Source organism: Pseudomonas sp. BF-RE-25, from assembly GCF_019956105.1.
In the GTDB taxonomy this organism is placed as follows: Bacteria; Pseudomonadota; Gammaproteobacteria; order Pseudomonadales; family Pseudomonadaceae; genus Aquipseudomonas; species Aquipseudomonas migulae.
On sequence record NZ_JAHBDB010000041.1, the window covers coordinates 25,284 to 45,090 of the forward strand.

Annotated in this window: 25 protein-coding genes and 1 pseudogene; 11 read left to right on the top strand and 15 right to left on the bottom strand. The window is 56.8% G+C overall.

From position 1 onward, the window contains the following. Positions 1–124 precede the first annotated feature (124 nt). On the top strand, positions 125–397 hold the full coding sequence (locus KGB24_RS18940) for a hypothetical protein (protein WP_223416252.1): 273 nt from the start codon (positions 125–127) through the stop codon (positions 395–397). A 112-nt stretch (positions 398–509) separates the two neighbouring features. On the opposite strand, the gene KGB24_RS18945 is transcribed toward KGB24_RS18940, so the two are convergent. Beyond that, a complete protein-coding gene (locus KGB24_RS18945) occupies positions 510–1,004 on the bottom strand; it encodes a cupin domain-containing protein (RefSeq protein WP_223416251.1) in 495 nt (164 codons plus the stop codon). A 341-nt stretch (positions 1,005–1,345) separates the two neighbouring features. Between KGB24_RS18945 and KGB24_RS18950 the strand changes: the two genes are divergently transcribed. Both KGB24_RS18950 and KGB24_RS18955 read left to right on the top strand, forming a co-directional pair. Further along, entirely contained in the window at positions 1,346–1,708 is a 363-nt protein-coding gene (locus KGB24_RS18950; protein WP_223416250.1) for a hypothetical protein, read from the top strand. 661 nt (positions 1,709–2,369) lie between these two features. Then, a complete protein-coding gene (locus KGB24_RS18955; protein WP_223416249.1) occupies positions 2,370–2,516 on the top strand; it encodes a hypothetical protein in 147 nt (48 codons plus the stop codon). Positions 2,517–2,591: 75 nt separating this feature from the next. Here KGB24_RS18955 and KGB24_RS18960 read toward each other — a convergent pair whose 3' ends face one another. After that, a complete protein-coding gene (locus tag KGB24_RS18960) occupies positions 2,592–3,278 on the bottom strand; it encodes a hypothetical protein (protein ID WP_223416248.1) in 687 nt (228 codons plus the stop codon). 368 nt (positions 3,279–3,646) lie between these two features. Here KGB24_RS18960 and KGB24_RS18965 point away from each other — a divergent pair, with 368 nt between their 5' ends. Together KGB24_RS18965 and KGB24_RS18970 are read left to right on the top strand one after the other, a co-directional pair. Then, a complete protein-coding gene (locus tag KGB24_RS18965) occupies positions 3,647–5,146 on the top strand; it encodes a DUF3300 domain-containing protein (RefSeq protein WP_223416247.1) in 1,500 nt (499 codons plus the stop codon). Positions 5,147–5,172: 26 nt separating this feature from the next. After that, on the top strand, positions 5,173–6,060 hold the full coding sequence (locus KGB24_RS18970) for a DUF2950 domain-containing protein (RefSeq protein WP_008030815.1): 888 nt from the start codon (positions 5,173–5,175) through the stop codon (positions 6,058–6,060). Between the two features lie 128 nt (positions 6,061–6,188). Here KGB24_RS18970 and KGB24_RS18975 read toward each other — a convergent pair whose 3' ends face one another. Beyond that, positions 6,189–6,401 carry a DUF1059 domain-containing protein gene (locus tag KGB24_RS18975; protein ID WP_008030813.1) on the bottom strand — a complete coding sequence of 71 codons (213 nt, stop codon included), beginning with the start codon at positions 6,399–6,401 and terminating at the stop codon, positions 6,189–6,191. A 215-nt stretch (positions 6,402–6,616) separates the two neighbouring features. Here KGB24_RS18975 and KGB24_RS18980 point away from each other — a divergent pair, with 215 nt between their 5' ends. Further along, complete coding sequence (locus KGB24_RS18980; protein ID WP_223416246.1) at positions 6,617–7,642, top strand: PDZ domain-containing protein; 1,026 nt, start codon at positions 6,617–6,619, stop codon at positions 7,640–7,642. 31 nt (positions 7,643–7,673) lie between these two features. On the opposite strand, the gene KGB24_RS18985 is transcribed toward KGB24_RS18980, so the two are convergent. Both KGB24_RS18985 and KGB24_RS18990 read right to left on the bottom strand, forming a co-directional pair. Beyond that, positions 7,674–8,000, bottom strand: coding sequence for an AzlD domain-containing protein (locus KGB24_RS18985; RefSeq protein WP_223416245.1), 327 nt, complete (start codon positions 7,998–8,000; stop codon positions 7,674–7,676). Then, on the bottom strand, positions 7,997–8,737 hold the full coding sequence (locus KGB24_RS18990; RefSeq protein WP_032828838.1) for an AzlC family ABC transporter permease: 741 nt from the start codon (positions 8,735–8,737) through the stop codon (positions 7,997–7,999). Before KGB24_RS18990 ends, KGB24_RS18985 begins: the two co-directional genes overlap by 4 nt. Positions 8,738–8,952: 215 nt before the next feature. Between KGB24_RS18990 and KGB24_RS18995 the strand changes: the two genes are divergently transcribed. Then, on the top strand, positions 8,953–9,906 hold the full coding sequence (locus tag KGB24_RS18995; protein ID WP_223416244.1) for a LysR family transcriptional regulator: 954 nt from the start codon (positions 8,953–8,955) through the stop codon (positions 9,904–9,906). Positions 9,907–9,978: 72 nt separating this feature from the next. On the opposite strand, the gene KGB24_RS19000 is transcribed toward KGB24_RS18995, so the two are convergent. The 3 genes from KGB24_RS19000 to KGB24_RS19010 all read right to left on the bottom strand — a co-directional run bounded on the left by KGB24_RS19000 (position 9,979) and on the right by KGB24_RS19010 (position 11,600). Next, on the bottom strand, positions 9,979–10,452 hold the full coding sequence (locus KGB24_RS19000) for a DUF6130 family protein (RefSeq protein ID WP_223416243.1): 474 nt from the start codon (positions 10,450–10,452) through the stop codon (positions 9,979–9,981). Between the two features lie 89 nt (positions 10,453–10,541). Further along, positions 10,542–10,868, bottom strand: a complete 327-nt coding sequence (locus KGB24_RS19005; RefSeq protein WP_223416242.1) for a low molecular weight protein tyrosine phosphatase family protein — start codon at positions 10,866–10,868, stop codon at positions 10,542–10,544. 42 nt (positions 10,869–10,910) lie between these two features. Continuing rightward, on the bottom strand, positions 10,911–11,600 hold the full coding sequence (locus tag KGB24_RS19010) for a winged helix-turn-helix transcriptional regulator (protein WP_008030799.1): 690 nt from the start codon (positions 11,598–11,600) through the stop codon (positions 10,911–10,913). 103 nt (positions 11,601–11,703) lie between these two features. Here KGB24_RS19010 and KGB24_RS19015 point away from each other — a divergent pair, with 103 nt between their 5' ends. Both KGB24_RS19015 and KGB24_RS19020 read left to right on the top strand, forming a co-directional pair. Next, a complete protein-coding gene (locus KGB24_RS19015) occupies positions 11,704–12,645 on the top strand; it encodes a carbon-nitrogen hydrolase family protein (RefSeq protein WP_223416241.1) in 942 nt (313 codons plus the stop codon). A gap of 27 nt (positions 12,646–12,672) precedes the next feature. Further along, on the top strand, positions 12,673–13,107 hold the full coding sequence (locus KGB24_RS19020; RefSeq protein ID WP_207286558.1) for a GFA family protein: 435 nt from the start codon (positions 12,673–12,675) through the stop codon (positions 13,105–13,107). Positions 13,108–13,187: 80 nt separating this feature from the next. Here KGB24_RS19020 and KGB24_RS19025 read toward each other — a convergent pair whose 3' ends face one another. Both KGB24_RS19025 and KGB24_RS19030 read right to left on the bottom strand, forming a co-directional pair. Next, positions 13,188–13,679 carry a hypothetical protein gene (locus tag KGB24_RS19025; protein WP_223416240.1) on the bottom strand — a complete coding sequence of 164 codons (492 nt, stop codon included), beginning with the start codon at positions 13,677–13,679 and terminating at the stop codon, positions 13,188–13,190. 133 nt (positions 13,680–13,812) lie between these two features. Continuing rightward, positions 13,813–14,262 (bottom strand): anti-virulence regulator CigR family protein, encoded by a 450-nt coding sequence (locus KGB24_RS19030; RefSeq protein WP_008030792.1) that lies wholly within the window; start codon positions 14,260–14,262, stop codon positions 13,813–13,815. 202 nt (positions 14,263–14,464) lie between these two features. Between KGB24_RS19030 and KGB24_RS29230 the strand changes: the two genes are divergently transcribed. Next, positions 14,465–14,599 carry a hypothetical protein gene (locus KGB24_RS29230; protein ID WP_263286214.1) on the top strand — a complete coding sequence of 45 codons (135 nt, stop codon included), beginning with the start codon at positions 14,465–14,467 and terminating at the stop codon, positions 14,597–14,599. Positions 14,600–14,668: 69 nt separating this feature from the next. Here the strand turns inward: KGB24_RS29230 and KGB24_RS19035 are convergent, their stop codons facing one another. Beyond that, positions 14,669–15,367: an ion channel gene (locus KGB24_RS19035; RefSeq protein WP_223416239.1), complete on the bottom strand. Its 699-nt coding sequence runs from the start codon at positions 15,365–15,367 to the stop codon at positions 14,669–14,671. Between the two features lie 350 nt (positions 15,368–15,717). Here KGB24_RS19035 and KGB24_RS19040 point away from each other — a divergent pair, with 350 nt between their 5' ends. Next, positions 15,718–16,776 (top strand): alpha/beta hydrolase family protein, encoded by a 1,059-nt coding sequence (locus KGB24_RS19040; protein WP_223416258.1) that lies wholly within the window; start codon positions 15,718–15,720, stop codon positions 16,774–16,776. Between the two features lie 179 nt (positions 16,777–16,955). Here KGB24_RS19040 and KGB24_RS19045 read toward each other — a convergent pair whose 3' ends face one another. The 4 genes and pseudogenes from KGB24_RS19045 to KGB24_RS19060 form a co-directional block, all read right to left on the bottom strand. Next, a complete protein-coding gene (locus KGB24_RS19045) occupies positions 16,956–17,858 on the bottom strand; it encodes an alpha/beta fold hydrolase (RefSeq protein WP_223416238.1) in 903 nt (300 codons plus the stop codon). Between the two features lie 147 nt (positions 17,859–18,005). Further along, positions 18,006–18,437: pseudogene (locus KGB24_RS19050) on the bottom strand (tyrosine-type recombinase/integrase); the annotation flags it as partial. Between the two features lie 73 nt (positions 18,438–18,510). Beyond that, positions 18,511–19,080 (bottom strand): YSC84-related protein, encoded by a 570-nt coding sequence (locus KGB24_RS19055; RefSeq protein WP_008024532.1) that lies wholly within the window; start codon positions 19,078–19,080, stop codon positions 18,511–18,513. Between the two features lie 223 nt (positions 19,081–19,303). Beyond that, a complete protein-coding gene (locus tag KGB24_RS19060; protein WP_223416257.1) occupies positions 19,304–19,669 on the bottom strand; it encodes a hypothetical protein in 366 nt (121 codons plus the stop codon). Between the last annotated feature and the right edge of the window lie 138 nt (positions 19,670–19,807).

A 19,807-nucleotide genomic window follows, 5' to 3' on the forward strand; every position in this document is an offset into this window, starting at 1 on the left:
GCGCGGGAGACCTTCGGGTCTGCCGGTTACTCGTTCCCGGTTCGCCAACCTGCGCGCAACTGCCACCCTATTCATTTGGCGACGATCTGTTGGCGGTCTCATTTAACTGAACGAGATCTCACCTATGGAAAGATACATGCCCCTCACCGGAGTAGACCTGGTTCCGGCCTCCCTGCTCATCGATACCGAAGCCCCACTCGACGTATTGCAAGCCGCCGCTGACTACCGCATTCGCGCAGTTACTCAGGTGCTGGAAAACATCGCCTTTCGCGCCGAGATTGGTTGCGACACGGTGGTGTTGTCGGATTTCTCCAAACTGCTGGCCATTCCGTTGCGCGATGGTTGTGACTTGATGGATGTGATTGGTCGGCGATTGCGGGCGCAGACGAAGGTGTGAATGAAAACGGGTGCCGATGGCACCCGTTTTTTCGTTGGACGACAAAACAGATTTCGCCCCTTGCCTACTTTTAAAACCAAATAAAACCTTGGACGAAACTTACAAATCCTTCTTACTTCGACGCCTTACGAGGATCATCATGGCTATCAACATACTCAAGGCCTAGCGGACCCGTTCCGTAAACTTGTGAAATGTACTCTCCTGATTTAGCCCAGTGAAAGTGTGGCGTATTGGCCGGAAGTATCACTACGCTGCCTGGGCCATAAGCAACCAGCTTGGCCGGATCGAAAACAGTACCGAAGCCAATATAGAAAACACCGGACATGACGGTATAGATACGATCCTCAGGATGCGTATGGGGCATTAATTTTGTGCCATTCGGCACTTTGACCCTGACAACGTAGGGTGCTGGCTTGCTCGGGTCGCCGGCCAACACGGCCAGTTTCACTTCTTTCGGGAAAGCCGGAAAGCTACGCCATTCAACGTCTTCACTATGTAAAGCACCGACCTTATCGAGTGGCAATGGTTGTGCCTGGACGAACGACATTGTGGCGCTGGTGACAATAAGTGCAGCCAGACAAGCAGTTTTCATAATGTTCTTAATCATGAAAGGCACCTTGATTACGCAGTAAAAAATCTGATGTCGTCACCTGCGCCACTAGTAAGTTCGGTGGGCAATTCGAGGCGAGTCGTGTGCGGCTTACTGTATTTATCACTGGTGGCAATGAGAATGGCGTTGTCGCGCATTACAGTTGGTACGCAATGTAATCAATGCGCTGTCACGTTCCGGCTGCCGGGGCTGCACCCGATCATCACACTCACCAGAGGTAGGCTGCTCGCCCTATCAATGCCGTCAATGGTCACCATCACGTCAATGAAGTTCTCTTAAAAAATCCGCGGCGTAACATCTGCTCCATACCAACCAACAACACCCCGGAGCACACGATCATGAAACGCCAAACCATTCTCAGCATCGCTTTCTCGGTTTTTGCAGTTAACGCTTTCGCCGCTACCTCGACTCACCCGGTTGTCGCTGAAGGCGGCTCGGATCGTCTGATTGAAAGTCGTGTGGCTGAAGGTGGTTCGGATCGTTTGATCGAGAATCGTGTGGCCGAAGGTGGTTCGGATCGTTTGATCGAAAATCGTGTAGCCGAAGGTGGCTCGGATCGCTTGATCGAAAATCGCGTTGCTGAAGGTGGCTCGGATCGTCTGATCGAAAATCGCGTTGCTGAAGGTGGCTCCGACCGCCTGATCGAAAACCGCGTTGCCGAAGGTGGCTCCGACCGCCTGATCGAAAACCGCGCTGTATAAACAAATCACGTCAACGCAATACCCAAAAAGCCCGGCCTGATCAGCCGGGCTTTTTCGTGCGGGCGCAAAACACAGTCCGAGAGCTTACCCTTGCCTGACTTGCTCATCGCGCTCTTCTCTGTACAGACAAGGTCTGACAAGAAACAAACACCCTTAAAGGTGTGATCATCCGGGAGTCGACAAAAGGTCAAGCTCGGACCGCAACCCTTGTAGGAGTGAGCCTGCTCGCGATGGACGTAAACGAAAATGCGTGTTTGCTGGATAAACGCGTCATCCTCAGGTCCATCGCGAGCAGGCTCGCTCCTACAGTTTGTGCACCTGACTGAAATGACTGCCAATGCGCACCCGTTTTTTGGCAGTTGCTATCTACGCGTCAGCACGGCTAAGGATCCATTTGTGAGCCAGTCGGCCGAAGCGACTTCACAAAAAATATGTGAAGACTTTGATACGGTAAAAACCGCTATGTCCCTGATCACATCAAAAACCTGGCTCGGCGTTGCCTCCATCGATCATTGCGCTCGCGGACGCGCCGCCCAGAAAGACACAATTTCTTGCGGGCCACTTGCCGTCCGAAACCGCTGCACGCCTCGGCTGTCTCCTGCAAATCACCAATACGTACCATTCGAACCTGATCGAAGGGCAATAAACCGAGCCTGCCGAGATGCAAAAAGCACAAGCAGCACCGGTCAAAGACCGCAGCCAGCTCAAAAGCCTCGCGGTTGAACAAATGGCGGTGCAAGCGTCCGTTTTTATGTCACTGGATCTAACCACCAGCGTTTCCCAACCGCTGAAAATTTATCAACGTTAATGAAGCTCACCCCATTGACCTAGCCGAGCCAAACCCCAAAAAAATCCGCCAACACTTCTTTGGCAAAAAATAAATTCAGTTCAGCAAAACCGAAATAACAGTGCATTCGCCAGAGTAATCGATACCCTGACAAACTGCTTCAGATCCAGGATGTATAAGCACCTCAAACTCTTGCTTAAACCTACGCTGGCTGATGATGTTATATACGTAGACGGGCTGATAAAAAGCGCTCCCGACTTCAATCACCCAAAGGTGAATTCCTCGATTGACTTCACGATCATCCTTGTAGGCATGGACGATAGCTGGGTTGGCATTCAACGAAGTTGAAAATGGTCTATCAATCCTCACCCGAGCCCCCACTTTCAGCTCACCTGGCCACGCCCCGCCATGGAATAGAAACTGCCCCGGAGACAGCGTTGCGGACAGCCCCCCTAGCTCTTGAAGAAGGCTTGGCGTGATGCGTTCATCTCTGTAATTGTTGATGCCCGGAACTTCATACAGGCTTGGCATCGAACCAATCCAATTCCTGTAAACGGGAGAGGCTTTGAGTTTTTGATCGAGTTGCATGTTAAATGCGTTATTTGCCCCGCAATGATCAGCAGCGATATGCGCAAAGTCATGTGCATTATTCGCGTACTTCGTTTCGTGCAAGGGCCTTACAGGCCATCCATTCGCCAATGCAGCATCATGAATATGGCGATCACGGTCACTGACCTCGCCATTGTTCAACGGGTAGCATTCAAGCAAGTCAAGTCTGCGCATTAACGTAAAATTCCATTTAAAAACAGAACTTTGCCAGATGGATGATGAAACGATCAAGTCAGGTGCTACCGAGAGGCTGCGACGTTAAATCATCATCGTTTGTAGAAATTTCAACCGATGCAGGCGTAAACGAAAACCGGCACCACGATGACGCCCGTGTTTGTGTCTGCAAATGTGAGGTGCGCCAACATCCATCGGACGCTGCCATCTGTCACACAGGTCTGCAACTCAAAAACCACCACACAAAACTCATGGCGAAAAATATCTTAGCTACTACCCTTAGCCTGAGGCATTGAGGCTACCTGCTTTCACCTTTCCGACATTGATCCAGTCGTTTCAAACCTGCCTGGCCACATGGAGGCCGCGCGATGAGCATTCCGTTGTTTTTCGCGATGTCAGCCGTACTGTTTCTGAGCAGCCCTGCCCTTCTTGCGCAGCCAGTGGAGGCGGCCGCAAGCGCTGCCGAGCCGGCGCCGGTCGCGGCGGCGGTCAAAGACGCGGTGTTTACCGAAGAGCAGCTGGATCAAATGTTGGCGCCCATTGCGCTTTACCCGGACCCGTTGCTGGCTCAGGTGCTGATGGCCACCACTTACCCTGGGGAAGTCACCGAGGCGGTGACCTGGTCCAAGGCGCACCCCGATGCCAAGGGTGATGATGCGGTCAAACAAGTGGCGAACCAGCCGTGGGATCCGAGCGTGCAGGCGTTGGTGGCCTTTCCGCAGGTCCTTGCAACGCTGGGACAGGATCCCGTTTGGGTACAACGCCTGGGTGATGCATTCCTGGCGCAGCCCGATGATGTCATGGAGGGTGTGCAACGCTTGCGTCATCAGGCGCAAGCAGCCGGCAACCTGCAGAGCAACCAGTATCAAAACGTGACGGTTCAGGCCGCGGCGCCACCCGCACCAGCCCCCTCAGCGCCAGCGCCGGCTCAGCTCCCTGCCAACACCACCACCATTATCATTGAGCCCTCCGATCCGCAGGTGGTGTACGTCCCCACCTACAACCCGACAACAACCTACGGCACTTGGGCCTACCCGGCTTCACCTCCTGTTTACTACCCTCCGCCGCCCGCCTATTACCCCGGTTCGGCATTGATGGCCGGGCTGGCGTTTGGGACTGGCGTCGCGATCGTCGCCTCTTTGTGGGGTGAATGTGACTGGGGCAATAACGATGTCGACATCGACATCGACCGCTACAACAACATCAACCGCAATAACCAGATCACCAATAACAATTGGCAGCACAACTCCATTCATCGCGATGGCGTGCCCTATCGCGACAACAGGAGCCGCCAACAGTACGGCCGCCAACTGGATGGTGCCAGCCAGCGTGATGCCTATCGCGGGGACAATGCCCAGCGCGCCCAGGCCCGTGAAAAAGCCCGAAGCTCGATGGACAGGCACGGTATTGAACGACCTGCGACCAGTAACCGCGAAGCCCGTGATCGAGCGAGTGCCGCCCAGACTGCGGGCGTCAATCGCAAGCAAGCCGGTACAGACAGACCGAAGGTGGCTGACAGGGGCCAAGGCGCAGACAGACCGAAGGCAGCTGACAGGGGCCAAGGCACAGCCCGAAACACTCGCGAGAGTCAGCAGCCCAGAAGACAGACCGCCGACGCCAATCAGCGTGCCCAGGCGCGCCAAACGGCGCCACAACGGGCGCCACAACGACCCGCCGCCAGTCAGGGCGGCGCCCGCAACAACGCATTCGCCGGCGCCCGCGCACCGTCCCAAACCAGCGCGCAGGTCAATCGTGGACGGGCCAGTCAGGCATCCGCGCAACGTCCCAGTGCGGCGCGATCAGCTGGCCATCAGGTCAGTCGGCCATCCAGTCCGCCTGCGCGTCAAAGGGGGGGGGGCCGTCGTTGAAACACTATCCTCGAATGAATACGCTCATGGGCCTGCCCGCTCATGCCTTGGTGATCGCTGCCGGCCTGGCATGGTCGTGCGTTGTCACGGCACAGCAGGTATTTCCCACGCCAGAAAAAGCCGCTCAAGCGTTCGTCGACGCATTGGGTACGGAACACGCCGATCAGGCACGCCTGACAGAATTGCTGGGCAGTGAATGGCGCAGTTTCATCCCGCGCGAAGGCGTGGAACGCAGTGATGTGGATGCGTTCATCAAGCAATACCACGAGCAACATGCCATTGAAAAAGCCAGCGACCGCAAGGCGATCCTGTCGGTGGGCAGTGACCACTGGACATTGCCGATCCCCATGACAAAAGTGGAGAAAGGTTGGCGCTTTGACATTAAGGCCGGCAGCGCAGAAATCCGTGTCCGTCGTATTGGCCGCAACGAACTGGCCGCCTTGCAATCGGCGCTGACGTACCACGACGCCCAGATGGACTATGCGTCAGAGGACCGTGACGGTGACGGCGCCCTTGAGTATGCGCAGAAGTTTTTCAGCACCGCCGGCAAGCACGACGGGCTCTATTGGCAGGACGACAACAGCGGTCAGATCAGCCCGCTGGGCCCCTTGTTCGGCCAACGCATTGCCGACGAAGACTGGCACGGTTACCACTTTCGCATCCTTGAAGGCCAGGGTCCTTCGGCACCGGGTGGCGCCTACAGTTACCTTATCGGAGACAAGATGAGTCGCGGCTTTGCACTGATCGCCTGGCCGACGAAATATAAAGACACCGGGGTGATGAGTTTCATGATCAGTCATGAAGGCCAAGTGTTCGAGAAAGACTTGGGACCTGACGGTTACAAACTGGCGCAGTCGATGAAACGGTTTGATCCAGACGACAGTTGGAAGGAGGTGGAAGATCAGAAGCAGTAGTATTTTTCCGCCCCGCCAGCCCGTTACCGGGTAGTACGTTTTAATCCCCCGGGACCTTTGAGGGTGCCCATAGAAAAACGGGACAGACGACAATTCTCATCTAATCGCAGCCTGTCCCTTTTTTTTTGCTAAACCGAGCGCGGTGCTTCAACGGGAGGGGTGCCGTCGTGAAACATCGTTTTCAGTTGAGCACGCAGTTCCGGTGAGTCGGTGTGTTTGTGAACACTGACCGCATGCTGTGCGGCAGCCTCGAGCAGTTCGTTTTCAGAATCTGCGCAGAGCGCGACCGAGCATTTGGTATCGCTTGGAAACTCGCGGCAGTCGATGTATTTACGCGCCATGATCTTCTCCTCTCGTGAACGATCACTCGACGTAGGTCGCATCGAGTGTGCTGACGTTTGAAGTATAGGCCCGCCAAAAGGCGCGCCCCGATGTCGAACGTCCGCAGCCCTGGCGTCAAAAAAACACGGTAGCGCTGTGCTATCAGCTTGGTTTACTTTGCCGCGACAACGCTGAATTTCTGGCACTTGCCGTAAGCATCTCTGGGGAAAAGACAATGGACACACGCCTTAAGAACGTGGGACGAATCTTGGGCGTGACGGCGATGATGTCATCACTGAGCGGTTGCATCGTTGATCAACTGGACCCGTTTTACTATATGTACGGTGCTGCCGTGCAGGCATCGGGAGGATACGACGACGTGCCTGCCGGTACGGCGCAGGCTCCATTAGCGGCAGATCAAAACGCTAACATGCAGCGCCTCATCGACCGCGAGACGCCCGACCGCTATCGCTCGCGTAGCTGCGAGTACATTGAAATGTCCCTTATCGAAGCGGCGGGCTATATGACCAGCACCAATGCGCTGGTCAAACAGCTTGCGGAGGCCCGTAAAGTTGCGGCCAGCCCGGCCTGGCAGGAGAAAGGCTGCAAAACGGCCAATTTCCCGGGGGGCAAAATCGGTATCGCCATGGAAACCGTCGACGCACAGAAAGCGTCGCTGTATTCCATGCCGACCAGCGGCGTAGTGGTCTACAACGTTGGCGCCGGCAGCCCGGCGCAGCAGGGCGGAATACTGACTAATGATTTAATCGTGGCGGTCAATGAGCAGCCTGTCGCCGACTCCGTAGAGTTCCGTCTGCAGTTGGCCAAGGCGCCCATAGGCTCCACGGTCAACCTCAAGGTCTGGCGCTACCAGGCGTTTCAGACTCTGCCCGTGGTGGTCGGGCCCGGAGGTACGCCCGTATCGATGTTACCGGTGAGCACATCGGCGGCGCAAAACACTGCGCCCTCCTCCCACCTGCAAGGCATGAACCTCGGCGAGGTGAATTCTACTTATGCCAAGGCTGCGGGCTTGCCGTCGGCACAGGGTGCCTGGGTGATCGACACGGTCAAAGGCAGCGCGGCGGACAAAGCCGGCATCAAGCCATTGGATGTCATTGTCGAAATCGGCGGCCAGGAAGTCGCCAGTGCCCAAGACGTCGCTGAGATCTCATCGCGCATGCGCGTCGGCTACAAAGCGACCGTGAGCGTCTGGCGCAACCAGGCGAAACGCGACGTGAAAATGGTCCTGAAAACTGACTGAACCTTTGGGCGTTGCGTTTCGTCCAGGAGCGCTACAGCCCGATAAACTTGAATAACCACACCGCTCCCATCCCGACCGCCAGTGTCAGGACTGTATTGCGAGTCTGCCAGGCGACCCAGGCCGCGATAATGGCGGCGGGTATCTGCGGGTTGTTCAACACGAACTCACTCTGCCCGTTGGGGTACACCACCGCGGGCAGCACAAGGGCCGCCAGCACACTCGCCGGTACGTAAAGCAAGGCCCGACTCAGCAATGCCGGGATGCGCAGCCGGCCATACAGTTCGACAAAGGAAAGGCGCATGGCGAAGGTTCCCAGGCCGACCGCCAGGAACATCCCCCACAAGGCTAAATCATTCATGGTGTCTCCCTCTCGACGTCATGGACCCGCGCCTCGCTCAATGGGCGCTTGCGAACCGTCTCGATCAACAGTCCCGCCATGACCCCGCCGATGGAAGCGGTGACCAGCCCAAGGTTGTAGGGCATGTTGATCGCCAACACCGCGAGCATCCCTCCGACCACGGCGGCACCCAGGCTCGCCGCGTTACGTATGCCGGGCACCAGAAGCGCCAGAAAGGAAAGCGGTATGGCAAAGCTCAACGACCAGGTTTCGGGGATGCTTGCGCCCAGGTAGACGCCCGCCAATACCGACAATTGCCAGGACAGCCACATCGCCACGGCGGTGCCTGCATAGTAGTGATGTGCGAATGCCCCCAGCTCGCCCGAAGAAAGCTTGAGACTGCACAGCGCGTAGGACTGGTCAGAAAGCATGTAGGACAAAGGCCACGTCCAGCGCTTGGGCAAGTGGTGCATGTAAGGCGCCAGTGACGCGCTGTACATGATGAAGCGCAAGTTGATGACCAGCGCAGTGACGACAATCGCCAGCGGCACAACCCCCGTATGCAGCAGTTGCAGTGCAACCATCTGCGCGGAACCCGAGTAGAACAGCAGCGTCATGCCCATGGTCGTGCCGGGCGACATGCCCATGTTGATCGCCATGACCCCCGTCAGCAGGCCGAAAGGAACGACACCGGGACTCAATGGAATGAGCGCCCGGACACCTTGCATGAACGCTTCCCTCGCTGTTCGATATGGCATTTCGACTCCTTGGTCTGGTGTTCGCGCTGGCGGTTCGATGGGCCGTGACGCCAGCCATTCCGCTGCGCGATACAGGGTAAGCTGGGGCTATTGCGCGTCATCTGCTCAGATCTTTGCCTGGCCCATGGTCCGCAGCCCATCGTGCGGTAGAGTGTGGACCCGGAGCCCGATGGGCAGAACCGACTTTTTTTTCGAGAAAACAGGTAGTTTTTGTTATGGCTAAAAGCTCCCAGCCTGATCAGGCCCTGCTCTCAATGCCGTCCTTCAAGGCCATGAGATCCTTCGTGGCCGCTGCCAAATACCGGAACTTCACTCGGGCTGCCGAGGCATTGTGCGTCACCCAGGCGGCGATCAGCCGTCAGATTCGCGAGCTGGAACTCTACTTGGGCACCGAGTTGTTCACGCGCACCGGGAGGGAAGTCAGGCTGACAGCCTCGGGCACAGCGCTCTTCGATGCTGCGCAGCTGTCCCTGCTGAACATCTTTCAAGCAACCGAAAGAATCCGTCGGGAAAAAAGTGACAAGCGCACCCTGACGCTTTGCTGCTCGCCCGCCCTATCGGCGCTTTGGCTATCCCACAGGCTCAAAGACTTCTTCAGCGCCAATCCCGATGTCGACCTGAATGTCATCACCACCCAGCATTTTCTGGTGATGGAGCCCGGAATCATTCCGGATATTTTCATCACCCAGACCAGTGATCTGCGCCCCGGCTATCTGCGAATCCCCTTGTTTCACGAAGTCGTCTATCCCGTGTGCACGCCTGGTTATCTGGAAGCGCATCCAGAACTGAGCACCCTGGAGGGCATGCGCAACAGCGTGCTGCTGGACCTCAACCCTTATGGCCGTTCCCAGTTGACGGAACAGGTCGACTGGAATGTGTGGTTCGCTTTCCAGTCCCATGACCTGAAGATCGCGGCCTCGGAAAATCCGCACTACTTCAGCAGCAACGACTACAGCCTTCTGGTGCAAATGGCGCTGGACAATCAAGGTGTCGCCCTGGGCTGGGATCATCTGGTGAGGCATCTGGTACAGCAGGGGCGCCTGGTTCGGCCGGTGACGGAAGAGCTGACGCTCAGGGAGGCGGTTCAGTATTTGATGATTAATGAGAAGAAGGCGGATGATCCTGCGTGTGGGCGTTTGAAGGACTGGCTGGTTGCTCAGTTCAAGTGAGCGATTTACGAAGATGGCAGCTGAATAGCCGCCCCTGAAAAACACCAGACGATGAAAAAACCGCTGAACGCTTCAGCCACCAGTATCCATGTGGGAGACGTTCGATGATTTCTTCTCGGGAACGGTAAAACTCACTGTCGTACCGGTGAGGATCTTGTGAGTCGGGTCGGCCACTTCCAGAAGAACCTTGTGAGCACCGGGCGTCAGTCCAACCAGGATAATCGGGCCGTCACTGGTATGCGCCCACGTACCTTTCCAGTCATCGACCGTCACGTGGAGGTGGCTGAGACGAGGTGAAACTTCACCCGCTGCCTTGCCAAACACCGGCATGATCCTGGCGTGCTCTGTTCGATACTGGATGATGACAACGCCGCGGGCCAACGGCTCGGCAAGCGGTGGATAGGCAATGAGTTTTGGCAGCGTCTCGGATTCCAGTGGGAGTATTGCCGGTGGGTGATCGGTATCTGCTTCTCCTTCACCGAATGCGGCCATGCAAAAAAAGCCGCCCAAGACCAGGACAAACAGATTTCTGAGAGCGAGGGACATGGCGTTTTACTCCCGCGTGATGTTACTCAAGGCTAGTCCATTGCAGAGAACGCATTGCAGGGCTGACGGGGCGTCTTTTGCCGCTCACTTCAGGAAGGCAAATACCGCGCAACCCTCTCATCCAATAGCTTGATCAGCGCCGGCTCCATGTACTGAAAAATATCCGGTATGTCCAAACAAACGACGCGTTTGTCCGCCAGTTCCGAACCAAATCGAGCCATCAGTTTGTTGCGATGAATGGGCTCCATGACAACGATCAGTTCAGCCCACTGCAGCAGCTCCAGGTTGACCGGAACATACGCATCGTTGCTGATGCCCGCCGACGCGGTTTTCACGCCGGGCCAGTCAGCAAAATGCCGTTCGGCCGTGGGGCTGCGCAGGCGGTTTTGGCTGCAGATGAAAAGTACGTTCAACATCGTATGACTCCCGACAGTTAACGCGCCTGGGACTCAGGCGAATTACCGGGTCACTGCCGCACTCCGGGTGCCCGCGAACGCGCTCGTGCCAAGCCAGCGCCACAGGCTTTTCGCATCTTGTACGGCGCCATCCACACGCAGCTCTCGCGACTGAAGAACGTCCCCCGGCGTGCGGTCGCCCGTCCACACCTCGGTCAATGCGCGCACGCTGGAGTCCACGACGAGGGTCAGTTCGCGGCCAGGGTCGTCGCGGCACAGGTCGGCTACACCCTCTTCAACCACGAGCCACCACGCTTGCTCGCCGGGCCGTGCGTCGCGGAACGTGAAGTGGATGACCACCGGTCGGGGCGGGAATGTTTCGATGCGCACGAACCGGCGCACGTCCCACATCAGCAAGCCCGCGTCGAGTTCATCATCGCGCAGGCGGCTGCCGATCCAGCGTGCGCCCCAATGACCCAGCGCCATGATGATCGGGCGCAACTCCTTGCCCGCCTCGGTCAGGCTGTACTCCCAGACTTTGCCCGTGGCTGTGCGGTGCACGACGCCGATTTCTTCCAGATGGCGCAGCCGCTGTGTCAGCAGGTTGGTGGACATCCGGGGGACGCCGCGGTGCAGCTCGTTGAAGCGCTTGCTGCCGCACAACAACTCGCGCACAACCAAAGGTGTCCAGCGTTCACACAGAGCTTCGGCACCGCGTGCGACCGTGCAGAACTGACCGTAGCTTTCGTCCATTGCCTGGGCTCCGCAATTACAACGCTTCAGATTCTGAACTAGCCCCGCCGCTTCGCCACGCGCACGCTCAAGCCTTCGAAGCCAAGAACCAAAGGTGAACGCCATGACCAAGGTTGCCATTATTCAGCGCCCGCCCGTGCTGCTCGACCGCGGCGCAACGATCGCCCGGGCCGTGCAATCGGTCGCCGAAGCTGCGGCGGCGGGAGCTTCGCTGATCGTTTTGCCCGAATCGTTCATTCCAGGTTACCCGTCGTGGATCTGGCGGCTGGCGGCGGGAAAGGACGGGGCTGTCATGGGCCAGTTGCACACGCAGCTGCTGGCCAACGCCGTTGATATTACGAACGGTGACCTGAGCCCTTTGTGCGAGGCCGCGAGGGCTCACGCCGTGACGATCGTGTGCGGCATCAATGAATGCGACCGGTGCAATGGCGGCGGCACGCTCTATAACAGCGTAGTCGTTATCGGCGCGAACGGCGCTGTGCTCAACCGACACCGCAAGCTGATGCCAACGAATCCCGAGCGCATGGTGCATGGCTTCGGTGATGCCTGCGGGTTGCGTACGGTCGATACACCGGTCGGTCGCGTGGGGGCGCTCATCTGCTGGGAAAACTACATGCCGCTGGCACGCTATTCACTCTATGCTCAAGGAGTGGAAATCTACGTCGCCCCCACGTACGACACGGGCGATGGCTGGATCAGCACGATGCGTCACATTGCACTCGAAGGACGCTGTTGGGTGCTCGGCAGTGGCACCGCACTGCGCGGCAGCGACATCCCCGAAGACTTTCCGGCGCGTGCGCAACTGTTTCCCGATCCGCAGGAATGGATCAACGACGGCGACTCGGTGGTGGTCAATCCGCAAGGCCGGATCGTCGCCGGCCCACTGCACCGGGAGGCCGGCATTTTGTATGCGGACATCGACGTCGCACAGGTGGCGCCAGCGCGGCGAGCGCTCGACGTCACCGGGCATTACGCGCGCCCTGACATTTTCGAATTGCAGGTGCGGCGCACACCGGCGACTGCGGTGCGCTATATCGACGGGTGAAGGCAAACCATTGACGGGAGTTATGTAATGAACAGTGAACGGTCTTACAAGGGCAGTTGTTTTTGCGGCGCAGTCGAGCTCACGGTCAGTGGCGAACCGGTCGGGATGGGTTATTGCCATTGCGAGTCGTGTCGGCATTGGTCAGCAGGACCGGTCAACGCCTTCACGCTGTGGAAACCCGAGGCGGTACAGGTGACTCGCGGGGCTGACAACATCGGCACCTACAACAAGACACCACAGAGTTACCGCAAGTGGTGCAAGACGTGTGGCGGGCATCTCTTCACTGAACACCCGGGGATGGGGCTCGTCGACGTGTATGCCGCGATCATTCCGGATCTCGCGTACTCGCCAGGCGTTCACGTGCACTATCAGGAGAGCGTGCTGCGCATCAAGGATGGATTGCCCAAGCTGAAGGATGTTCCCAACGAACTGGGAGGATCGGGTATCAGCGTGGACGAATAGCGCTGACACCGGAGTAAAAAAAACGGGCGCCTTGTCGGGCGCCCGTTTTGTTCAGGGTTGCGTGCTGCGAGTGACGCTGATCAGTGCGATTTCTTTGAAATCGACGTCCCGGCTTTGCTCAACCCTTTCGCGTTGTGATCCCCGGGTGTCGAGGCCGAGATTGCGGAGGCTTTGGCCACGCCGCGAGTGTCTTTGGAATGGGCGATGCCAGACGTCGTTGTGCCATGACCGCGCTCACCATTGCGGTCACTGCCGTAGTGGTTGCCGCTTTCGCCACGGTCGCGAACCGCCCTTCCGGCATGATCGCTGCTCAGTCCATTACCATGGCCGTTGCTGTTGGCGTTGCCGTGATCGGAACCGCTGTGACCGCCACCTGTACCGCCGCCGTGGCCACCGCCATTACCACCACCGTTTCCGCCGCCGTTACCACCACCACCGCCATTACCGCCTCCGTTACCGTCCTTCGCATAGGCGGAGTTCATGACAGAGAGGTCAGCAGGGAGTAATGGGGCGGCTGCAAGCATGAGGGCGCATGACATGACAGCAACGAAACTCTTGTTTTTTAAAAGCATGATTGCTTCCGTAAGGTGGTTGATATCGCATGCATTAGGACGCAATTGCCCGGCGACAGTTCAACTCCTGCGACGGACGGAGTGCGGTGCGCTCACCACCTGGTAAAAGCACCGCAACCGCAGGGTTCAAGTATCAGTCAAAGGCCCCGTTGAGGACTTCATAGATAATCCCGGTTGCCAGTGCGACCAGTATCAAATCGGTGCCTGCTTGCTGCCATTCGTATCCATCATAATGCGGCAGCCTGCCAATCAGGCGTCCATCCAGCTTTTTCGCAATGCCGGGTGGAAGCGGCTTTCCTCGCGCGAGGTTTTTCTGAATTCCGGGTGGCAACGCAGGGCCGGGACTCCAGTAGTCCCTGTATTCGCCAACGATCCCGAGAATGCTTCCCTGATTGATACTGGGGCCATGACTCCAATCACCGCCTCCGGCGTTTTTGCCTTTGCCGCCTTGATTGCCATGGACTTGATTGTTTTGCGGTTTCCCCTGGCCCTTTCCATTACCAGGATCAGCCAATGCGGTCGCTGAGCCGCAAACCAGCGCAAGGCATGTAATCGCGGCAACCAATGAGCGTGATCTGTGCATGAGTCGTTCCCTCAGAGTGGCGGGTTGTCTCTCTGAAATTTAGACGCTATTGACGATGTGAGTTCCAGTTCCGCTTATTTATGGCCAGGCCCCACGCCCGTTTTGTCTGCACTTGCGTGCTGCGGATTCTGGTAACTCGTAGCACACTAGCCAAGTGTCAATGCAGAGCGCCAAGTAGCCAGGCGTTTTCAGGAGGTGAACAATGAGCAAACAACCTCAACCCCGCAGCCGCTCCAACCCTCAGCCCAGATCCCGCCCGGTGGTGCCCAACCTGCCCGGCAAAACCGGCAACAAGTCCGGGGGCTTGCGTGGCAACTACCCGTCGAAGAAGTCGTAGTGAAAAGCGATCAACAGCGAACATAACCTCCCGACTGACGGCCTCGGTTCGGCCACGGCAAATCGAGAGTCACTTCGTCTGATTCGACGGATATAGACCGGCAAGCCGCGCTATCACAACACCCACATAAAAGACGCCTGAAAATTCTTCGACCATCACAAGTGAGCGGGCATGGTTGGTCAACGGGAGAACATCACCGTAACCGGTGGTCGTCAGCGTCGTGAGGCTGAAATAGATCAGTTTGAAGAACGTGCCGGGCTGTCCAAAGTCGAGGTGGCTTGGGCCGAATGAGCCAGCGCTGGATATCTCGAGCAAGGCATAGACGAAGGACCAGACGAAGGCCAGCAGGATGTAACCCGCAAGCGCGCCATGCAGCTTGTCGGCCGTAATCGGCCCGCGCTGGAGAATATAGCGAAGCACTCCGATGAACGAGACTGCCAGAGATGCCGCATAAGCTATCCCGGCAAGATTAAGAATCGCGATACTCCCAACCCACAACGCCGTCCATTGCAGGCCAACCCCAAGCAACGCCAGGCCCAGTTTGAGGATGAACCCCCACTGAGTCTGCCGGGTGGCGAAAGCGCCCACGAGCAGCACGGTTGAAAACAAAATGCCGAGCAACGTGCGGGCAAATATGCCCTCCTCAAGAAAGGGAAACAGGAGGATCAATCCAAGTAAGAGCAGCAACAGATAGGTACAGGGCCCTCGCCCTATGACCATCTGACCCAAATCCTCGTCGGATTCGGTTTTATTTTTCGGATCTGTCATAGCGATTTCCCATAGACCGAAACAACGTTCGATACCTGGCGCTACAGGTTTTAGAAGTGTCGGCAGTGGAATTCTAGTCGCGAATACATGTGAGAGGATTCAGCCAGACAACTATGGGTCGATTTCTACCCTGATCGGCTGACGGCAATCGGCCAAAAGTTAGCGTTCAGTATTCTGACTAAAGACCGCGAACAGCGTTAATGACGAAAGTCGTGCGCGACGGTTCGAATGTGGGCTTTAATGTCCGTGCTTATAGGCAACCCCATGAGCTTAGATTCCGTACGAAGATGGATGCGCCTGACGGCGGGTTCCGGTTGCCATGTACTTGTCCATTCAAGGAAGAAACGACATTGAAAATAGCTTTTAGCGCCCTGTTATTGACCTGCCTGACGACTGTCGCGCTCGCTGGCGAGAACCCTGTCGGCTTCCGCTCTTCCACACTGGCGGACGCACACAATGACCGCACACTGGAAATGGTCGTCTGGTACCCCAGTGCAACGACCGCCGCCACGCAATTGATTGGCGATGATGTGGTGTTCGTCGGGGCTTCTGCCGTTCGTGACGCACCGCCCGCTGCTGGCAAGCATCCATTATTGGTGCTCTCCCACGGGTACAGAGGAAACTGGAGCAACCAGATCTGGCTTGCCAGCGCTCTGGCTCACAGGGGTTACATCGTCGCTGCAATCAATCACCCTGGCAGCACCACTCATGACCGTAGCCCAAAAGCAGCAGCGCAGTTATGGCAGCGGCCCGTTGATGTGAGCCGAGCCATTGATGGGGTCACGGCTCAACCTGAAAAATTCGGCTTGGTCGCCAATGACCGAATTGCAGTAGTGGGCCATTCACTCGGCGGCTGGACCGCCCTGGAGATCGCCGGTGCCCGTTTCGATCCAGACCGCTTCGCCCATGACTGCAAGGCCCACCCGCAGTTAGCAAGTTGCACCGTCTATGGAAAGATGAATCCCGCCAGCACCTCAGAATCAAAGACCGCGTTGGCCGCCGATTTGCGCGATGAACGCGTCACGGCGGTGGTTACATTGGACCTGGGCCTCTCACGGGGCATGACCGATGAAAGCCTGGCCGCGCTGCCGGTACCAACGCTGGTGATCGCTGCCGGCGTACCGTCGCACGATCTTCCCGCTGAGCTGGAGTCTGCCAACCTGGCCAAACGCCTGCCTCCGGCGTCAAGCCGCTACGTCGAAATCAGCGACGCAAGCCATTTCAGCTTCTTGTCAGTGTGCAAACCGGGCGCAGAAGCGATGCTCGAAGAAGAAGTGCCAGGCGATGGCATCATTTGCCGGGATGGCGATGGTAATGGCGCTCGCTCACGGGATTTGATCCAACAGCAGGTTACTTCGCTGATAGCAGAGTTTTTTCAGTCATCTATCTACAAAGAGAACAGCTTGTAAAATCGTTGTAGGAGAACTGCCGCAGCTCGACAAAAAACCGCTGAACGATTTAGCCAATCTGTTGCATCGACCGGTTGAATCCACAGCCAAAAGCGGACGGTCAGTGACCCGCAAGCACGGCAACGAATCCACTTCCCCGTTTGCGGCGATTCGTCACTCTGGCAACCCCATGCCGCCGCTCACTGGTTCAGGAACTCGATGACAGCAGCGGCGAACAGTTCTGATTGATCAAGCATGACGAAGTGAAAACTGTCGTCAATGCGTCGCAAGCTGATGTTTGGGGTCGAGACATAGGCGTTCCGGTACATTGCATCAACGTTGGAAGCATCTATGCCGTAAAGCGGGTCGTAGGCATAGACAACCTCGACCGGCACCTTAATGCGTTCAAGCTCAGGCCGCAGGTCAGTAACCATCAGTTCATACATGGCATCGGCCACGGTCTTTCGGTCCGAGCTTATCCCCGCTGCGGCCAAACCTGGCCTGAACGCTTCAGTTTTGACGAGACGGGCGATGGATGCATGCTGCATCTCTTCGGCCTGCTCAGGTGTTGCCGCTAACATCGCATCGCGCATCGCAGCAGCATGCGGGGTGGCCGTTTCACTGGTAGCCGAGGGGGCGATCAGCAACGTATAAAAAGGCAGTGCATCGACAATCATCAGGGGGCCAACCTGGTCGGGATGACGAGCACCAAGCATCAGTGCCACCTCACCACCCAACGAATGACCGATGATGACCGGCGCCTCGATGCGCTGGCTGCGGATATATTCAGCAATCGCCTCGGCTGTAGGCGCTGCTACTTTCCCTTCTGGATCGGATGCGGCAGGCGAGCCGGCAAAGCCAGCTACCTGTACGAGATGGAGACGGTGGGTCTGTCGCAATCTGGAGGCCAAATCAGCCCATACTTCGTAGGACGATGCCAATCCTGGAATCAATATAATGTCTGTTCCCGAGCCTTCGACCAGCACAGAGATACGCCCCTGTTTGACCGTCACTGGCGACAGGGACTCAGACAGGGCTGGCGATGCCGACACCAGGGACAAAGTGGCGCCGATCACGCCGACGAGTGAGCTTAAGGGGTTCATAGCCATTCCTTTGACCGAAAAAATGTTGCCACTATATAACGATAACGGCACACGAAGACGCGAGAAAACTATCCCCCCGCCTGCAATCCGTAGCGTCAGCTATGGGTCGGAAAGCGACGGTCTGGGCTCGACCGTCGCAGTGGATGATTAGACTTCTGTCTGCTCTGCCATTTCTAGAGCATCGTCTACCTCGATGCCCAAGTACCTGACAGTGCTTTCGAGCTTCGTATGACCAAGCAAGAGTTGGACTGCCCTCAAGTTCTTGGTCCTGCGATAGATCAACGAAGCCTTGGTTCGCCGTAGCGTGTGGGTACCGTACATCGTCGGGTCAAGTCCAATGGCTGTTACCCATGCTTTGACTATTCGAGCGTATTGCCTGGTAGAGAGATGATCTGATCCGTGCAATCGCGTCGGGAACAGAAAGTCCTCACTGCGAAGATGCGCCTGCCGCATCCAAGCCTCCAGAATTGTTCGTGTTTGCTCAGTAATTGCAAACTGCACTGGATGCTGAGTTTTCTGCTGCATCACGATGGTCCGTGACGAAACATACTCCCCATGCGCAATGTCACGTACTCGCAGGCAGCCAGGGATTGTGAATTCAGCCGGTCGATGCAACACAACTAAATTCTGTGTAAGCGACTTGCAGACGGCCTCAGCGATTGAGCCTGGTAATTTTTGAACCCTGCAATCCCAGCCCGGCCATTAAGCCCTTTTGATCAAAGATGAACGCATAGACATCGGATTGAGCCGTCGAGGTAGTTATCGATTTGGCCATGCCTGAATCTACGACCACGATGCTTGGGCCCACGCCGACCTCAAATCCATTAACATTTTTCAGATCATTCATCGCTGAATAGGTCATGAAAAACATCACGTATCCAAACCGCTGCACGCCCGCCTGAAGGCCGTATGAGGCTGCTGTGGTCGCGTAGTATCCCGTCACTTTTCCGTTCTCAATCAATTCGCCTTCGCCATGGTGTGCGCCGGCGATGAGGCCCGCTTTCAGCACATCAGGGAAAACGAGGATACCCTTGGCTCGCTGCGCGAGGGCGCGCGCTTGCGGCGTTTTGGTATACAAACTCTGTAACGCCGCTTTCGCCTCGCGGTCCATTTCCGCGTTAGCAGCCATCGCATCAGAGGCGGAAGTTGATTGACCCATTTGGCAGCCCGCCGTGATCGCGAGGATTGAAATCATTGCCATCATTCGAAGGTATTTGATCATGAGCAATACTCCTTTTCTGTACCTGCCATTGAGGAACCTGCGTGGCGATAGCCGTTGCGGATCAAAGACTGACGGGGTCGATCTTTCCCTTAGACTTTAATCCTAATAAGCAGTTGGTCAAATGCTATCCGCTGCTCATCGCGGCAGGGTATGCCTTGTACGCCTGACAAACCGTTCAAATCGTTTGATGAAGCTCGGCACGCTTTAGAAACTCTTCTAACCGCTACGCGACAAGCTCGACATAGCTGGACTCCCCACCGCCAGTCGCGCCCGACAACCAACCCCATACGAAGGCCAAAGTGGGACGCCCTGCGTGATCAACGCCTACCGTGCCACGAGACCAGCCGGCCAGAATCTCACCGTCCGTAGTCAAACACTGAAAAAGAAGCTCAATGGTATCGGGGCCCGTCACGCGCCCGACTTGATTACCCGTACGGATCCGGCCGCCTTGGTAAGTGCTCCAAATGGCATCTTCCTCGACATGGTAATGAAATACTGTGCCTGCACCGGATAGCCCTTGGGTGTTGTCCGCTACCGTAAATCGGCGATTGTTCAAACGTTCGCTGATTTGAGAAAAGGGGATTTCCATAAATGTCGCGTTCTTAAGTCGAAATGTTCCAGTCCAGTCCTCGATTACCCTAAGCCATTTTGTTGCGACTGATGAAAGCATCGAGTTCGTAGACGACGCACCCAGTGCCCGGAACCAACCTCCCACCCCCACTTAAAG

Excerpts from the sequence above, each read along its gene's own strand:
- KGB24_RS19030 (WP_008030792.1), bottom strand. The coding sequence starts at position 14,262 with ATGCACAGATCACGCTCATTGGTTGCCGCGATTACATGCCTTGCGCTG.
- KGB24_RS29230 (WP_263286214.1), top strand. The coding sequence starts at position 14,465 with ATGAGCAAACAACCTCAACCCCGCAGCCGCTCCAACCCTCAGCCCAGA.
- KGB24_RS18990 (WP_032828838.1), bottom strand. The coding sequence starts at position 8,737 with ATGCCATATCGAACAGCGAGGGAAGCGTTCATGCAAGGTGTCCGGGCG.
- KGB24_RS18980 (WP_223416246.1), top strand. The coding sequence starts at position 6,617 with ATGGACACACGCCTTAAGAACGTGGGACGAATCTTGGGCGTGACGGCG.
- KGB24_RS18970 (WP_008030815.1), top strand. The coding sequence starts at position 5,173 with ATGGGCCTGCCCGCTCATGCCTTGGTGATCGCTGCCGGCCTGGCATGG.
- KGB24_RS19025 (WP_223416240.1), bottom strand. The coding sequence starts at position 13,679 with ATGCTTTTAAAAAACAAGAGTTTCGTTGCTGTCATGTCATGCGCCCTC.
- KGB24_RS18950 (WP_223416250.1), top strand. The coding sequence starts at position 1,346 with ATGAAACGCCAAACCATTCTCAGCATCGCTTTCTCGGTTTTTGCAGTT.
- KGB24_RS18940 (WP_223416252.1), top strand. The coding sequence starts at position 125 with ATGGAAAGATACATGCCCCTCACCGGAGTAGACCTGGTTCCGGCCTCC.
- KGB24_RS18945 (WP_223416251.1), bottom strand. The coding sequence starts at position 1,004 with ATGATTAAGAACATTATGAAAACTGCTTGTCTGGCTGCACTTATTGTC.
- KGB24_RS18955 (WP_223416249.1), top strand. The coding sequence starts at position 2,370 with ATGCAAAAAGCACAAGCAGCACCGGTCAAAGACCGCAGCCAGCTCAAA.
- KGB24_RS19055 (WP_008024532.1), bottom strand. The coding sequence starts at position 19,080 with ATGATCAAATACCTTCGAATGATGGCAATGATTTCAATCCTCGCGATC.
- KGB24_RS18975 (WP_008030813.1), bottom strand. The coding sequence starts at position 6,401 with ATGGCGCGTAAATACATCGACTGCCGCGAGTTTCCAAGCGATACCAAA.
- KGB24_RS19035 (WP_223416239.1), bottom strand. The coding sequence starts at position 15,367 with ATGACAGATCCGAAAAATAAAACCGAATCCGACGAGGATTTGGGTCAG.
- KGB24_RS18985 (WP_223416245.1), bottom strand. The coding sequence starts at position 8,000 with ATGAATGATTTAGCCTTGTGGGGGATGTTCCTGGCGGTCGGCCTGGGA.
- KGB24_RS19010 (WP_008030799.1), bottom strand. The coding sequence starts at position 11,600 with ATGGACGAAAGCTACGGTCAGTTCTGCACGGTCGCACGCGGTGCCGAA.
- KGB24_RS18965 (WP_223416247.1), top strand. The coding sequence starts at position 3,647 with ATGAGCATTCCGTTGTTTTTCGCGATGTCAGCCGTACTGTTTCTGAGC.
- KGB24_RS18995 (WP_223416244.1), top strand. The coding sequence starts at position 8,953 with ATGGCTAAAAGCTCCCAGCCTGATCAGGCCCTGCTCTCAATGCCGTCC.
- KGB24_RS19060 (WP_223416257.1), bottom strand. The coding sequence starts at position 19,669 with ATGGAAATCCCCTTTTCTCAAATCAGCGAACGTTTGAACAATCGCCGA.
- KGB24_RS18960 (WP_223416248.1), bottom strand. The coding sequence starts at position 3,278 with ATGCGCAGACTTGACTTGCTTGAATGCTACCCGTTGAACAATGGCGAG.
- KGB24_RS19015 (WP_223416241.1), top strand. The coding sequence starts at position 11,704 with ATGACCAAGGTTGCCATTATTCAGCGCCCGCCCGTGCTGCTCGACCGC.
- KGB24_RS19000 (WP_223416243.1), bottom strand. The coding sequence starts at position 10,452 with ATGTCCCTCGCTCTCAGAAATCTGTTTGTCCTGGTCTTGGGCGGCTTT.
- KGB24_RS19045 (WP_223416238.1), bottom strand. The coding sequence starts at position 17,858 with ATGAACCCCTTAAGCTCACTCGTCGGCGTGATCGGCGCCACTTTGTCC.
- KGB24_RS19020 (WP_207286558.1), top strand. The coding sequence starts at position 12,673 with ATGAACAGTGAACGGTCTTACAAGGGCAGTTGTTTTTGCGGCGCAGTC.
- KGB24_RS19005 (WP_223416242.1), bottom strand. The coding sequence starts at position 10,868 with ATGTTGAACGTACTTTTCATCTGCAGCCAAAACCGCCTGCGCAGCCCC.